This is a genomic window from Perlucidibaca piscinae DSM 21586 (assembly GCF_000420045.1).
GTDB lineage: Bacteria > Pseudomonadota > Gammaproteobacteria > Pseudomonadales > Moraxellaceae > Perlucidibaca > Perlucidibaca piscinae.
In genome coordinates this window covers 198330-211560 of record NZ_ATUE01000007.1, presented here as the reverse complement: position 1 = coordinate 211560, position 13231 = coordinate 198330, and the positions used below count along the sequence as shown (strand labels likewise).

Here is a 13231-nt window from a genome sequence, read left to right as displayed (position 1 = left end):
GCTGTCCGGCAAGACTCCATGAAGAGCGGCCCATGTCTCTGCCCCACGCCCTGCTGACCTCGCTGCTGGAACGCCCCTGTTCGGGCCTGGACCTGGCACGGCGCTTCGACCGCTCCATCGGCTTCTTCTGGCCGGCATCGCATCAGCAGATCTACAAGGAGCTGGGGAAGCTGGAAGCGGCAGGCTGGGTGACGGCTGCGGCCGAGGAAGGGGCACGTGGGCGCAAGAAGGTTTATGAAGTGTTGGCGGCGGGTCAGGCGGAGCTGAAGCGGTGGGTTGGTGAGGCTGAGGACCCTGCTCCATTGCGGGATGCGCTGATGGTGAGGCTGCGCGCAGAGGCGGTGCTGGGGCCGGGGGCTGGGGTGGTGAATGATCTCAGGCATCGGTTGGAGAAGCATCGGAAGCAGTTGGCGTTGTATCAGGAGATTGAGCAGCGGGATTTTGCCAGCAAGGTGCTAACGCGGGCGGAGCAGTTGCAGTATCTGGTGTTGCAGTCGGGGTTGGTGACGGAGCAGGCGCAGGTGGAGTTTTGTGAGCGGGCGTTGGGGCTGTTGGGAGATCGGCACCTATAAGCCATCCCTACACGCCCACAAACACCTTCTCGTTGTGATACCGCAAAAACTCCTTATCTGGAGCAAACTTCTTCGGTAGCCGGATCGTCTCACCATCCAAACCCATCAGATATGTCATAGCCATTGGCCGATCCTCAGTCTCACGCAAGGCCGAAGAAACGCGAATCTTAAGATCAGGCATCACCGTTAATAGCCCTCGATCAAACGCCTTGTCATGAAGGGCAGACAGGCATAAGCCATTCGCGGGGTTCAGTCGATTGTGCTCATCTTTTGACCACGGGACGATGTGGCTAGCCACAAGCAAACTGGGATGCTTGATCCCGCTCATACAGCACATGCTGTCATAACTGCTAAGCACAGCCCGCCGGAAGAACGATTGCTTTACGCGCACTGTCACCGTGGCCGTCGTGGTCTCAGCACGATAACTGGCCGGGACGTCTAGCTCATCGGCCTCGCTGGCTAAATCATGAAGGCTCTTGGAGCCATCCACCAAGGCATCCATGAGCACCTGACTCTCGTATCCCACCTGCTCAGGATTCTCTTGGAACTCCTTCCAAACACGTCGATCAAGGGCCGATGCCCCACTCAGCCCCTTCCTGCCGGACTCGACGATGACCGGGTCCAAGCTGGCCAGGTTGGTGAGTTTCATCGCTAGCGAACCGGGTGTACGACCGAGCTTGGCGGCGACCTCGATGATTTCAGGGTTCCGGTAGTGCAGCCGCCCGAACGGAAGCTGGCAGTACAGATTCAGAGCGATCAGTACTTGGTCACGTGTCCATTCCGCCATGATCAAATACTGTGCTTAGAAAATGAAAGCGACATTTGGAAACTTCTCAATTACTACTGAGGCAGTGATAAATGTTGTCAGCAACAACTTTCAACGTAGCTGCTGCCTGGTCAGGGTTAGAGCCTGCAAAGCTGCCGATTTTGGTGTATCCCATATTCGCAACAGCACCAGTATTGGCTTGTGCCTGTTCTAGCGCTGCAAAACGAAAACTCGTACCCGTCGATAATTGGCGCGCAGTCAGAGTAAAGCGCACATAACGCTCAACCAATGCACCTGCCTGATAACGAGTAACACCCTGTGCAACTACTACACGTCCATCATCTCCTACTTGCTGGATTACATTGCCGCCGCCCACACCATATGTTCGTTGCAGGTTGTAATAGCGGCCACTATATGGGCCCCAGAAGCTACTGGACGAATCACTCAGACTGACTTCACGGTTGGTCACATGTTGAGCCACACAGACAGGCAACGCCTCTTTGATCTTGGATTTGGAGGCCGGAAGGTCAAACGTAATCGCTGACAAAGCCTCCGCGCTCATCCATGGCTCATAGGTAGCTCCGGTGTACTGTGAAAGCTCAGGCATACGGTGATATGCACACCCAGAAATGCTTGCTGCTATTCCGATGCCAATAATGCGATGTGAGTTTTTCATAAAACCTCCTTGTCTGCTTGGCACGACGATGACGGCTTTGCGTGATGACATCGAGCCTAAACAGATAATGTGTAGCCACTTCCCGCCTCACCCTGACCGCAGCCTCGCCCGCCAGACTTTCGGCGAGCACCCCGCCGCCGCCGTGAAGCGCCGTGTGAACGCGCTGTGCTCGGAGTAGCCCAGCAGCTGGGCGACATCCGACACGGTCAGGCGATGGTCGGCGAGGTAGGCCTCGGCCAGCTGCTGCCTCACCGCCGCCAGTTCGCGGTTGAAGCTGGTGCCGGCAGCGGCGAGCTGGCGCTGCAGGGTACGCGCGGACAGTCCCTGCGCGGCGGCCATCCCGGCCAGGGTCGGCTCGCCGAGGTGCAGCGCCTCGCCCATCGCCTGGCGCAGCGCGTCCACCCCTGCCACCGAGGCCGGCAGCAAGGCCAGACGCTGCCTGACCTGGGTCTCCATCAGCGCGGTCAGACCAGGGTCGCTGCCGGTGAGCGGCCGGAACAGGGTGTCCGCGGGAATGCTGAGCACCGTCTCGGGCTGGTCGAACTGCACCGGGCAGTCGAAGAAGGCCTCGTAGGGTCGTGGGTCGGCAGGCGCGGGGTTGATGAAGCGCACACTGCGCAGGCGCAACGGCGGACCGCTGGCGATGTCACGGGTGAACTGCACCAGGGCAGCGATGGCGGTGTCGTCGGAGAGCCGACCGGGGCGGCCATGCTCGGCATCCCAGACCAGCTCGATGCCGTCGCCGGTGGCGCGCACGGCCATCGGGGTAATGTCGTAGACCAGGCGCTGGTACTGGTTGAGCTTGTCGAGCGCGGCGCCGAGGCTGGGCATGGCCAGCAGCAGATAGCCCAGCGGACCGAGGTGGCGCGGTGTGATGCGCTGACCGACATGGAGCCCGAGGCAGGGATCGTCGAGCCGGGCAGCGGCCTGCTCCAGCAACGCCACCCAGTGCGCCATCGCGAGTCCATCGGCGGCCAGGCAGTCGGCTTCGCGCAGGCCGGTGGGCAGAACGTCGGCGAGCGCGACATCATGCGCCTGCAAGTGCTCGATGAGCATCTGCGGGAAGGTGGCGGGGATGCGCGGGTTCAGGGCCATGGCAAGGCATCGTGACCGGTCGTCGGATGGCGTGCAGTGTCAAGTCTGCCGGCATGGCGGGTCAAGCCTGTCAGGGCCTGTCACGCTACAGTGCTTTCCGTCAACCACGTTCAAGGAACCGTGCCATGCGCATCCTGATCACCGGCGCCGCCCGCGGCATCGGCCATGCTCTTGTCCGCCGCGCCCTCGCCGACGGCCACTCGGTGATTGCCGCCGACCGCGACGCCGAGGCCCTGTCAACACTGGTCGCCACCGGGCAGGGGCGGGTCCGTGCCGCCACGCTCGACGTGCGTGAGGGTGCCGCCTGGGAGCGGCTGGCCGACAGGCTGCACGCCGAGGGCGCGCTGCCCGACGTGCTGATCAATGTCGCCGGCGTGCTGCGCAGCGGCCAGACCGGCGAGCTCCGGGCCGACGACATCGACCTCATGCTCGATGTCAACGTCAAGGGCGTGATCCACGGCACCAATGCCTTCGCCCGCCACATGAAGGTGCGCCGCGCCGGACACATCATCAACGTCGGCTCGGTGGCCTCGCTCTACGCCACCCCCGGCACCACACTCTACGCCTCCAGCAAGTTCGCGGTGCGCGGCTTCAGCATCGCCGCCGCCGGCGACCTCAGGCCGCATGGCGTGGCGGTGACCCTGTTCGGGCCGGGCCCGGTGAAGACCGACATGCTGGAACAGCAGCGCGGCGACCCCGATGCCGCCCTGACCTTCTCGGGCGCGCGCGCGCTCAGCGTCGACGAGGTCGCCGCCGCCATCCTCGGACCGGTGCTGCGCAAGCGTCCGGTGGAGTATTTCCTGCCCTTCCGGGACGAGCTGATGGGCAAGGTCTGCAACGCCTTTCCGGCCCTCTTCCTGAGCCAGCTCGATCGTGCCCGGGCGCGCGGCCGCAGGCACTTCGCCGCCAGGGAGTACCAGTCATGAGACATCTCGCGATCACCGGCATCGGCGGCTTCATCGGCCTGCGCATGACCGAGCGCGCGCTGGCGCTGGGCTGGCGGGTCAGCGGCGTGGATCTGTCGCCGGAGGCCGTGGCACGTGCCCGTGCGCTCGGTGCCGACGCCCGCGTTGGTGACATCACCGATGCCGGCAGCCTGGCCCCGGTCTTTGCCGGCGCCGACCTGGTGTTTCACACCGCCGCCGTGGTGCAGGAAGACGGCCCGCGCGCGCTCTACGAGCGCGTCAACAACCAGGGCACCGAGACCGTCTGCAGGGCAGCACGCGAAGCGGGCGTGACGCGTCTGCTGCACCTGTCATCGATCATGGTCTACGGCTTCGACTACCCCGACCAGGTCGGCGAAACCGGCCCGTTCACCACCGACGACAACCTGTACAACGAGACCAAGCTCAGCAGCGAGCGCATCGCGCTCGCCTTCAACGCGCCCGAAAACGGGTTCGAGGTCGTCGTGCTTCGTCCCGGCGACGTCTACGGTGTCGGCAGCGTGCCCTGGATCACGCGTCCGCTGGGCATCATGGCAAAACGCCAGTTCATCCTGCCCGCGGGCGGGCGCGGCGTCATCAACCACGTGCACGTCGACAACCTCATCGATGGCGTGCTGCTGGCCGCCGACCACCCGGCCGCACCCGGCGAGGCATTCAACCTGACCGACGGCATCGCCACATCCTGCCGTGACTACTTCGGCCTGCTGGCCAAGGTCACCGGCCACGGACCGGTACCGGTGGCACCCACCTGGCTGCTGGATGGCGCCCTGCGCCTCGGGGAACGGGTCGCGCGTCCGCTCGGCCTGAGCCTGCCGGTGCAGCGTGCCGGCCTGCGCTTCCTGACCCGTCGTCATGCCATCTCGATTGCCAAGGCGCAGCGCATGCTCGGTTACCAGCCGCGCATTCCCCTGCACCAGGGCATGCGCCAGCTCGGCCGCGACCTGGCGGCACAGCACCGCTGACCCTTTTCTGATTGCGTCGATGACGTCTGTTGTTTCAATAACGCCCATGGAGACCCTGTCATGACTCTCACCGCCATTACCACCTTCGACGGCAGCCGGCGCGCCCTCGGCCAGCGCACCCGCGTCGAGGACACCCGTGCCGCCGCGCAGGACTTCCGCCGCCACATGCTGGCCGGCCCCAAGGTGCGCTACTTCGAGTCCTTCGACCTCATCAAGGTCGTCTACCCGACCCGCTACGGCCTGCGCAACGCCTACTCGGCCGAACGCCTGAACGAGTTCCTGCACATCACCAACCGCGTGTTCGTGGTGCAGTTCGACACCGCCGAGGGCCTCAAGACACTGCTGGTGTCGCCCTCGGACCACGAGCGCGGCGGCGAGACGCCGTATTTCCGCCGTCTGCAGGACAAGACCCCGGACTTTGTCATCAACCGCATGATGACGCGCTACGCCACCGTGCTCGACGTGCTCGCCGGCATCGGCCTGACACCGGAGGATGTCGACTACATCACCTATGACCACCTGCACACGCAGGACGTGCGGCGCTGGCTGGGCAGTGATGGCCAGCCTGCCCTGCTGCCGAACGCCAGGCTGCTGGTGCATCACCGCGAGTGGGCATCGGCACTGGACCTCGATCCCTACCAGCGCGACTGGTACTGCCCGAACGGGCTGGCCGGGATCGCCGCCGACAAGGTCATCCTGTTCGAGGGCAGCGTGATGCTCGGCGACGGGGTGGCCCTGATCCACACGCCGGGCCATACCGAAGGCAACCACTCGATTGTCGTGCACACTGACGAGGGCCTGTGGGTGACCAGCGAAAACGGCATCAGCGTGGACGCCTACGCGCCCCATCTGTCGACGATCTGGGGTGTCGCCGACTACGCGCGCAGCATCGGTACCGAGGTCATCATCAACGGCAACACGCTGGAAAGCACCGTGGACCAGTACATCTCCATGGTGCAGGAGCTGACCATTGCCGGCCCGTCACAGCGCGATCCGCGTTACCCCAACGTGTTCCCGTCGTCGGAGCTGACGCCGTTCTGGCTCTTCCCCGGCACCGCACCCAGCTTCTCGGTGAAACATGCCGTGCATGGCCGGCTGACGCGCCGCTGAGGGCCGTGTGACGCCGCGCCGAGGAACGCGCCGCACCGTCATCCGCAGGACGGTGCGGACCTGCCTCACCCCGCCCTGACCCTGCCCTTCTTCTCCGCCACCGCCTGCAGCGCCTCGGCGACTTCCTCGTCGGTGACCTGGGTCACCTGCAGCACGGCCTGGCGGATGCCGCTGGGCAGCACCGCCAGCGCCTCGCCGGCCAGCGTGTTCAGGCGCTGATCGAAGCACAGCCGGCCCTGCGCGCTGACACTGAGGATGCCGAGCTCGCCGAGCGTGTCCAGGAAGCCGCGGAAAAGTGCCTTGTCGAAGAACTCGGGGGCGCTCAGCTCGCGCACGAACGACAAGCGCTGCGCCAGCAGGTGGCAGAGCTCTTCCAGCTGCTGCTGGGTGAGCTGGTCACTGCCGCGCTGGCTGAGCACGGTGATGGTCATGTGGTAGCGCACCAGCGTCTGCCGCAGGGCGCGGCTGAGGATGTGCAGGCGCGCGTGCTCGGCGCTGCTGGCCTCGGGCACGCGCCAGTCGCCGCCCCCCTGCGGCACGATCAGACCGAGATCGGCGAGCGCCGCCAGATAGCGCGGCACCAGCGCATCGAGCTGCACGTCCGGCCAGGTCAGGAACAGCTCGGCGCGCAGGAACGGATACACCGCGCGCACCCGGTGCAGGATCTGCGCCGGGCTGGCCTGGTGGTGCTGCAGCAGGATGACCGCGATCAGCGATGGCAGCGCGAACAGGTGCAGCGTGCTGTTGCGGAAGTAGGTCATCAGCACGCCCTCTTCCTCGAACAGGTAGAGCAGGTCGCCGAGCGGATGCGGGCGCCGCTGCAGGATGCGCAGGCGCTCGCCAGTGGCGATCATGCCGCGCCCGTCGAGCTCGGTGACGGTGACGTGGTCGCCATAGGGCACGGCCAGCAGCAGCGCCTTGCAGACATCAAGCTGGCTGGCCAGCTCCTCTTCGTCAATGGCATGCCGCGGCGTCGACAGCAGCACCAGCGCCAGCAGGTTGCTGGCATTGACGTCGGCGGCGGCGTTGATGTGGCGGCTAATGTCGAGGCCGATCTGCTGCGAGGCGGGAATGAACGCGGGTGAATCGAGCACGGCGGGATTGTCGCGCCATCCCGGCAGCAAAGCATCCAGGCGTTCGTCGAGCAGGATGGGTTCGCCGAAGTTCAGGTACACGCGTCCGAACACCTTCTTGAGCTGGCGCACCGAGCGCACCAGCGCGAACAGGTTCTCCTTCTCCTTGGGCTTGCCCTGCAGCTCGCCGATGTAGGTTCGTCCCTCCATCAGCTTCTCGTAGCCGATGTAGGCGGGAATGAACACCAGCGGCCGGTTGTGCTCGCGCACGTAGCTGCGCAGGGTCATGTTGATCATGCCGATCTTGGGCGCGAGCTGGCGCCCGGTGCGGCTTCGCCCGCCCTCGATGAAGTACTTGATCGGGAAGCCGCGCTGCAGCATCTGGTGCAGGTACTCGTGGAACACCGCGCTGTAGAGGAAGTTGTCCTTGAAGCTGCGGCGCAGAAAGAAGGCACCGGCGCAACGCAGCAGGCTGCCCACCACCGGGATGTTGAGGTTGATGCCGGCGGCGGCATGCGGCGACACGTAGCCGCGCGTGAAGATCACATAGCCCAGCAGCAGGTAGTCGATGTGACTGCGGTGACAGGGCACGTAAATGACCTCGTGATCGCGGGCATGCTGCTCGACGACCTCGAAGTGCTTGACCTGCACGCCGTCGTAGAGGCGCGTCCACAGCCAGTCCAGGAAGAAGATCAGCGTGCGCATCACCGGCATCGAGGCGTCGGCGGCGATCTCGTTGGCGTACTGGCGGGCACGGGTCTCGGCGACTTCGCGGCTGACGCCGCGCTCGGCGGCCTCGCGTGCGATGGCGGCCTGCACCGGTTCGGCGTGGAAGACCTCGCGCAGCAGGGTGCGCCGGTGCGACAGGTCGGGACCGATGGCGGCCGTGCGCTCGCGGCGGAAATGCACGCGCAGCACGCGCGAGACCTTGCGCACCGCGCGCTCGGGACTGCCCTCGGGCGGACAGAGCTGGCGCAGCGACAGCGGCGGACTGATCTTCACCAGCGTGCTGGGGCCGTTCAGCAGGATGATGACCAGCTGCTTGAGCACGCTGGGCGTCGCCCAGGAGTCAGCGAACAGGGTGCGGAACCACGAGCTCTGCGTCTCCGGCGCGCGACCCCAGAAGATGTTCACCGGCACCAGCTGCACGTCCAGCGCCGGGTCGGCATGCAGGGCGTCGACCAGCGCCACCAGCCGTGGCGACTGCGTGTGGCGCGGCGTGATCAGCGGCAGTGGCGGCTCGCCGGTAGTCAGGCAGACCAGGGCATGGCGCTCGCGCAGGCCGCCGCTGCGCAGCGGGCGCAACGGCCGCGGCAGACCGAGGCGGATGGCCTCGGTCTCCAGCGCCAGCACGTTCGACAGCAGGCGGTTCTGCAGCACGTAGCACACCGGTCTGGCCGGATCGATGCCGAGCGGCGCGAGGTCGGCGGGCAGCACCTGCGGACGCACCCACAGGCGCATCAGCTGACGGATCACGAAGAACAGCAGGCGGTCCAGACCGGGCAGGCGCACGATGACATCTCCTTGCATCATGACCGGAAAGTCATGACATGACAGGCGTCTTCAATACCATGCCCGGTCGCTGCCCGACCAGTGTGTCCGGCCGGCGTTCAGGCCGACACGCGCGGGAGCTCGAACCAGAAGGTGGCGCCCTGGCCGGGGCTCGAGTCGTAGCCGATGCGCCCCTGCATGTGCTCGACCAGGCCCTTGCAGATGAACAGGCCAAGTCCGGTACCGCCCTGCTCGCGGCTATCACTGGAGTCGGCCTGGCCGAAACGCGTGAAGGCGCGACTGGCAAATTCCGGGTCGATGCCACGCCCGAAGTCCTGCACGCTGAAACGCACGGACTCGAACATGGCCTCGACACGCACCACCACTCGTCCGTTCTGCCAGGAAAACCGGATGGCGTTGGCGAGCAGGTTGACCAGCACCTGGGTCAGCTTGTCGGCATCAGCCAGCACCCGGGGCTGACCCGCGACCTCCAGATGCAGGGTCACGCCAGTTGGTGCGGCCATGGGCTGCAGCGACGCGATCACGCGGCTGGCCACGGCCTCGGCGTCCACCGGCGCGATGTCCAGGGTCAGATGACCGAGGATCAGACGGTTGGTGTCGAGCAGGTCGTTGATGAGCTTCTGCAGACGGTCACTGTTGGTCATGGCCATGGCGAGGATGCCGTCGACATCTCCGGGCAGCGCCCCCAGCGTGCCACTGCGAATCAGCTCCAGGGCGCAGATGATGGAGGTAAGCGGCGTGCGCAGCTCGTGACTGGCCGTGGAGATGAACTCGTTCTGCGCCTGCTGCAGGCGACGGCTGTCACGAATGTCGCGCACGAACACCAGGCAGCCGAGCTGCTCATGGTGGAGACCGACGGCTGACAGCTCGACCGGAACCGCGGTATCCGGCGTGACGCCAGCCATCTCGCTCTCGCCGGTGACCGGCTCGCCCCCCTGCGCAACGCTCAGCAGATGCACAGCCGCCTGACGCTGGCTCGCGCTGATCAGCGAGACAAATTGCAGCCCGTGCGCGTTGATCCCCGGGCGGCGGAGCAGCTGCTGGATAACCGGATTGGCCTCCACGATCCGACCTTCCTTGTCGAGGATGAGCACGCCATGCGGCATGTGCTGGAAGGCGACCTGGAACAGCCGCAGGCTTTGGGTCAGACTGACCTGCAGCTGGCGCTGCTGCCAGGCGGAATCGCTGAGGCGCCAGGCAATCAGGGTCAGCAGCAGTACCATGGCCCAGGCCAGCAGTACCGGGTAATCGGTGCCGGCTTCGGCCGGCTGAAGCAGATGGCCGCTGAGCTGCCAGGTCATGCCCTCCAGTGGCAGGTTCAGCACGAGCACTCCGGGTGAGCGCAGGTCTCCTGCGTATGGCGTGGCATGGAACTGCAGCGCGACCCCGCCTCGTGCCGCTTGTGCCGTGATGTCGGCAAGAATGCGATCCAGGCGCATGACCGTGCTCACCACGCCCCAGTAGCGACCGTTGCGGAGGTAGACCGGCGCGCGATGTATCAGCCCCAGCCCGCCCTGCACCAGCTTGACCGGGCCGTCCATGACCGGACGGTGAGTGTCCATGGCCTGCTTGACCCGTGGCCACTGTGACGCCAGATCGGAGTAATGAAGGCCCAGCGCCTGCTCGTTGCCTTCCAGCGGGTAGATGAAGCGGATGCGGTTGTCCGGGGCCAGGCCGATGTTGCGAATGTAGGGATTGTAGCGCTGCAGACTCTGCATCCAGCTGATGGCCTGCTCGGTGGGCAGGTAGCCGTTGTTGGCCTGAATGTAGGCAACCACACCCGTGGCGAGGTACATGACCGAGTTCACGCTTTTCAGGAGCTCGGTGCGTTGCTGCTCGAGAATGCGCTGCACCTGTGCCTGCGCCTGCTGGCGCTGCTGCTGCCGGTGATCATTGACGAAAAACACTGCCACGGCGGCCGACAGCACCAGCACCAGCGCCGGAAACAGGAAACGCGAAAGCTGTGTCCGCAGGACGCCGAGGCTGGGCATGGACTGGCTGACCGACAAGCAGATGGTGACGGCACCATGCTAGCGGGATGCCAGCTAATCACCAGTCGCATTGTGTAGCGTCTGTGCGGGGTTTTCGTGTTGTGCCGTTAATCGCCCGGCCACGGCGCAGGCGTGTCCTGCGCCACTCAACCCCTCAACCTTTCACAGCACCGGCCGCACCCACGCCTCGCTGGCCTCCCAGAGACGGCGGGCGGCATGCAGGTCCTGCGCGGCCGGAGCCGGCTCGACGGCCTTGCAGCGGTCGTAGTAGCGCCCCGACTCGCCCGCCAGCTCGGGTGCGGTGGCGCAATGCAGGCTGGTGCGGGCACCCTCCTCCGGCGTCACCATGAAGCGCTTGACCAGTGCCGCCAGCGGGCCGGGCAGCGAACGCCAGATGTCGGTGGCGACAATGCCCGGATGCACCGCATAGGCGGTGACGCCGCTGCCAGCCAGACGCGTCGCCAGCTCGCGCACGAACAGGATGTTGGCAAGCTTGGTCAGGCAGTATTCCCGCAGGGTGCCGGGCGTGCGCGAGGGCTGCTGCACCCAGTCCAGCGTCATGTACGAGGCCCAGCGGTGCATCTTGCTGGCCACCACCACGATGCGTGCCGGCGCCGAATCGCTCAGGCGCGGACGCAGACGCTCGGTGAGCAGGAAGTGCCCCATGTGGCAGACGCCGAAGGTCATCTCGAAGCCCGATGCCGTCATGCCGCGCTTTCCGGACAAGCCGGCATTGCACACCAGCAGGTGCAGCGGCAGGTTGCGGGCGAGAAAGGCGTCAGCGCAGGCGTTGACCGAGGCGAAGTCGCCGAGGTCCAGCGGCAGGAACTCGGCCTGGCCACCCAGGGCGGCGATCTCGTCGAGCACCGGGCGCGTTTTCTCGCCCGAGCGACAGGCCAGGAACACCCGCCAGCCCTGGCGCGCCAGCTCGCGCGCGGTCACCCGGCCTATGCCCGAATTGGCCCCGGTGACCAGAGCCACCTTGCCGTTTGCTGTCACTGTCGTCATGTCATGTCGCCTCATCAGGAAGACCCGCCGGCCAGCGCCGGCAGGGGCAGGGAATCGTCGCGCAGGGTGCGCCGGAACTCGCCGGGCGAGTGTCCGGTCCAGCGCTTGAACGCGTGCGAGAAGTTGGCCAGGTCACTGTAGCCCAGCGCCGTGGCGATGGCATCCAGAGACACCCTGGCATCCGCCAGCTGGAGCATGGCACGGTCACGCAGGGTGCCGGCCAGAATGTCGCTGTAGCAGGTGCCGGCCTCGGTGAGCCGGCGCTTGAGGGTGCTTGCCGACAGGTTGAGCGCAGCCGCTGCGGCCTCCAGCGGCAGCAGCCCGCCCTGGGCCTCGATGAGTTGCCGTACCCGGCCAGGCAGGTCCTCGGCCAGGATCTGGCTGCGCAGCATCGCCTCCAGACCGGCCACGGCGTTCTGGTAGGCAATCGGGTCGGAGAAGCGGCAGACCGCGGTCAGGGTGTCGCGCGGCACGGTGATGTAGTGCATGGGCGCGTTGAAACGCAGGCGGCCGGCACGGCATTCCGGGTGATCGGCGAGCCCGTCCGGCCCCGGCCAGGCAATGTGCACCACCAGCTCCGGCGGCTGGTCCAGCAGCAGGCGCAGCAGATGCACCAGCGCCGCCACGCAGTAATAGACCGGGATGCGGTCCAGCACCGGATCACCGGAGTCCACCGCCAGCAGCACCGCGACCGCGTCGTCGCGCTCCACGACACTGACGCGCAGCACGTTGGCGATCAGCGGGATGAAGCTCAGCAGGCGCAGCACTTCGCTCACCGAGCCGGCGCTGATCAGGGGCGTGGTCAGCACGCTGTAGGACGTCAGGCGCGCCTGCTCGCCGGCGAAGTAGCCCAAGCAGGCAGCCTGCTCGGCATCCATGTCCGGACAGGCCTCGCGGAACCAGCGCATAGGCGCCTGCGCGCCGGGCAGCAGCAGACTCGCGGTGTCGACACGCTCGCGCAGCATCAGGGCCCGGAAGCGGTCGCGCTCGTCCGCGGACAGCAGGTCGGTATCCAGCACGTGCGCCAGCACATGCCCGGGCATGGCCGCGGCGCGCGGCCGGATGGGGAGGAGCACCTGAGCTGATCTCACAAAAATCTGGTCCCGCGAAACATAGTCCATGGCGAGGCGCGGGCACAAGATGACGTTCATCCATCCACGACCCCGCAGGGAGCAGTCACGCCATGGGAAAGATCCTGTTTGTCAGCCACGACGGCGACACCCACGAAACCGAGCTGGTTGCCGGCCGCTCGCTGATGCAGCACGCCACCGGTCACGGCGTGCCCGGCATCGACGGTGACTGTGGCGGCGTCTGCGCTTGCGGCACCTGCCACGTCATCCTCGAGTCGCGCTGGCTGGACCGCGTCGGCGCCAGCGGCCCCGAGGAAGACCAGATGCTGTGCATGACGCCCGAGCGCCAGCCGACCTCGCGCCTGGCCTGCCAGATCACCGTCAGCGCCGACATGGACGGGATGACCGTGCGTCTGCCCGAGTTCCAGATGTGATCGCCCGCCCCCTTACGT

General features: G+C 66.1%; 12 protein-coding genes. 5 read left to right on the top strand and 7 right to left on the bottom strand.

Features of this window, described 5'->3' with window-relative positions; translation table 11 throughout:
* Nucleotides 1-32: 32 nt before the first annotated feature.
* Nucleotides 33-572: a PadR family transcriptional regulator gene (locus F595_RS14915; protein WP_022956436.1), complete on the top strand. Its 540-nt coding sequence runs from the start codon at nt 33-35 to the stop codon at nt 570-572.
* A gap of 7 nt (nt 573-579) precedes the next feature.
* Here the strand turns inward: F595_RS14915 and F595_RS0108480 are convergent, their stop codons facing one another.
* Genes F595_RS0108480 through F595_RS0108475 form a run of 3 tightly spaced genes read right to left on the bottom strand, consistent with a single transcriptional unit; the run spans nt 580 to nt 3109 of the window.
* Nucleotides 580-1359, bottom strand: a complete 780-nt coding sequence (locus F595_RS0108480; protein ID WP_022956435.1) for an HNH endonuclease — start codon at nt 1357-1359, stop codon at nt 580-582.
* 46 nt (nt 1360-1405) lie between these two features.
* The gene (locus F595_RS14665) at nt 1406-2065 is read right to left on the bottom strand and encodes a hypothetical protein (RefSeq protein WP_169446996.1); all 660 of its coding nucleotides are present in this window, start codon (nt 2063-2065) and stop codon (nt 1406-1408) included.
* A 36-nt stretch (nt 2066-2101) separates the two neighbouring features.
* Nucleotides 2102-3109 (bottom strand): AraC family transcriptional regulator, encoded by a 1008-nt coding sequence (locus F595_RS0108475; protein WP_022956434.1) that lies wholly within the window; start codon nt 3107-3109, stop codon nt 2102-2104.
* A gap of 125 nt (nt 3110-3234) precedes the next feature.
* On the opposite strand from F595_RS0108475, the gene F595_RS0108470 reads away from it, so the two are divergent.
* Genes F595_RS0108470 through F595_RS0108460 form a run of 3 tightly spaced genes read left to right on the top strand, consistent with a single transcriptional unit; the run spans nt 3235 to nt 6125 of the window.
* On the top strand, nt 3235-4035 hold the full coding sequence (locus F595_RS0108470) for an SDR family oxidoreductase (protein ID WP_022956433.1): 801 nt from the start codon (nt 3235-3237) through the stop codon (nt 4033-4035).
* Complete coding sequence (locus F595_RS0108465; RefSeq protein ID WP_022956432.1) at nt 4032-5015, top strand: NAD-dependent epimerase/dehydratase family protein; 984 nt, start codon at nt 4032-4034, stop codon at nt 5013-5015. Before F595_RS0108470 ends, F595_RS0108465 begins: the two co-directional genes overlap by 4 nt.
* 60 nt (nt 5016-5075) lie before the next feature.
* The gene (locus tag F595_RS0108460; RefSeq protein WP_022956431.1) at nt 5076-6125 is read left to right on the top strand and encodes an MBL fold metallo-hydrolase; all 1050 of its coding nucleotides are present in this window, start codon (nt 5076-5078) and stop codon (nt 6123-6125) included.
* 65 nt (nt 6126-6190) lie between these two features.
* Here the strand turns inward: F595_RS0108460 and plsB are convergent, their stop codons facing one another.
* The 4 genes from plsB to F595_RS13480 form a co-directional block, all read right to left on the bottom strand.
* Nucleotides 6191-8731, bottom strand: a complete 2541-nt coding sequence (gene plsB, locus F595_RS0108455) for a glycerol-3-phosphate 1-O-acyltransferase PlsB (protein ID WP_022956430.1) — start codon at nt 8729-8731, stop codon at nt 6191-6193.
* Between the two features lie 77 nt (nt 8732-8808).
* Nucleotides 8809-10701 (bottom strand): ATP-binding protein, encoded by a 1893-nt coding sequence (locus tag F595_RS14235; RefSeq protein ID WP_156873845.1) that lies wholly within the window; start codon nt 10699-10701, stop codon nt 8809-8811.
* 162 nt (nt 10702-10863) lie between these two features.
* On the bottom strand, nt 10864-11709 hold the full coding sequence (locus tag F595_RS0108445; protein WP_022956429.1) for an SDR family oxidoreductase: 846 nt from the start codon (nt 11707-11709) through the stop codon (nt 10864-10866).
* A 14-nt stretch (nt 11710-11723) separates the two neighbouring features.
* Nucleotides 11724-12785, bottom strand: coding sequence for an AraC family transcriptional regulator (locus tag F595_RS13480; RefSeq protein WP_169446994.1), 1062 nt, complete (start codon nt 12783-12785; stop codon nt 11724-11726).
* Nucleotides 12786-12892: 107 nt separating this feature from the next.
* On the opposite strand from F595_RS13480, the gene F595_RS0108435 reads away from it, so the two are divergent.
* On the top strand, nt 12893-13213 hold the full coding sequence (locus F595_RS0108435; RefSeq protein ID WP_022956427.1) for a 2Fe-2S iron-sulfur cluster-binding protein: 321 nt from the start codon (nt 12893-12895) through the stop codon (nt 13211-13213).
* The last annotated feature ends 18 nt before the right edge of the window (nt 13214-13231 follow it).

Bases quoted from the DNA above. Each gene is read 5' to 3' on its own strand.
- F595_RS0108460 (WP_022956431.1), top strand. From the start codon at position 5,076: ATGACTCTCACCGCCATTACCACCTTCGACGGCAGCCGGCGCGCCCTC.
- plsB (WP_022956430.1), bottom strand. From the start codon at position 8,731: ATGATGCAAGGAGATGTCATCGTGCGCCTGCCCGGTCTGGACCGCCTG.
- F595_RS0108465 (WP_022956432.1), top strand. From the start codon at position 4,032: ATGAGACATCTCGCGATCACCGGCATCGGCGGCTTCATCGGCCTGCGC.
- F595_RS14915 (WP_022956436.1), top strand. From the start codon at position 33: ATGTCTCTGCCCCACGCCCTGCTGACCTCGCTGCTGGAACGCCCCTGT.
- F595_RS0108480 (WP_022956435.1), bottom strand. From the start codon at position 1,359: ATGGCGGAATGGACACGTGACCAAGTACTGATCGCTCTGAATCTGTAC.
- F595_RS0108435 (WP_022956427.1), top strand. From the start codon at position 12,893: ATGGGAAAGATCCTGTTTGTCAGCCACGACGGCGACACCCACGAAACC.
- F595_RS0108445 (WP_022956429.1), bottom strand. From the start codon at position 11,709: ATGACGACAGTGACAGCAAACGGCAAGGTGGCTCTGGTCACCGGGGCC.
- F595_RS14665 (WP_169446996.1), bottom strand. From the start codon at position 2,065: ATGTCATCACGCAAAGCCGTCATCGTCGTGCCAAGCAGACAAGGAGGT.
- F595_RS14235 (WP_156873845.1), bottom strand. From the start codon at position 10,701: ATGCCCAGCCTCGGCGTCCTGCGGACACAGCTTTCGCGTTTCCTGTTT.
- F595_RS0108470 (WP_022956433.1), top strand. From the start codon at position 3,235: ATGCGCATCCTGATCACCGGCGCCGCCCGCGGCATCGGCCATGCTCTT.
- F595_RS0108475 (WP_022956434.1), bottom strand. From the start codon at position 3,109: ATGGCCCTGAACCCGCGCATCCCCGCCACCTTCCCGCAGATGCTCATC.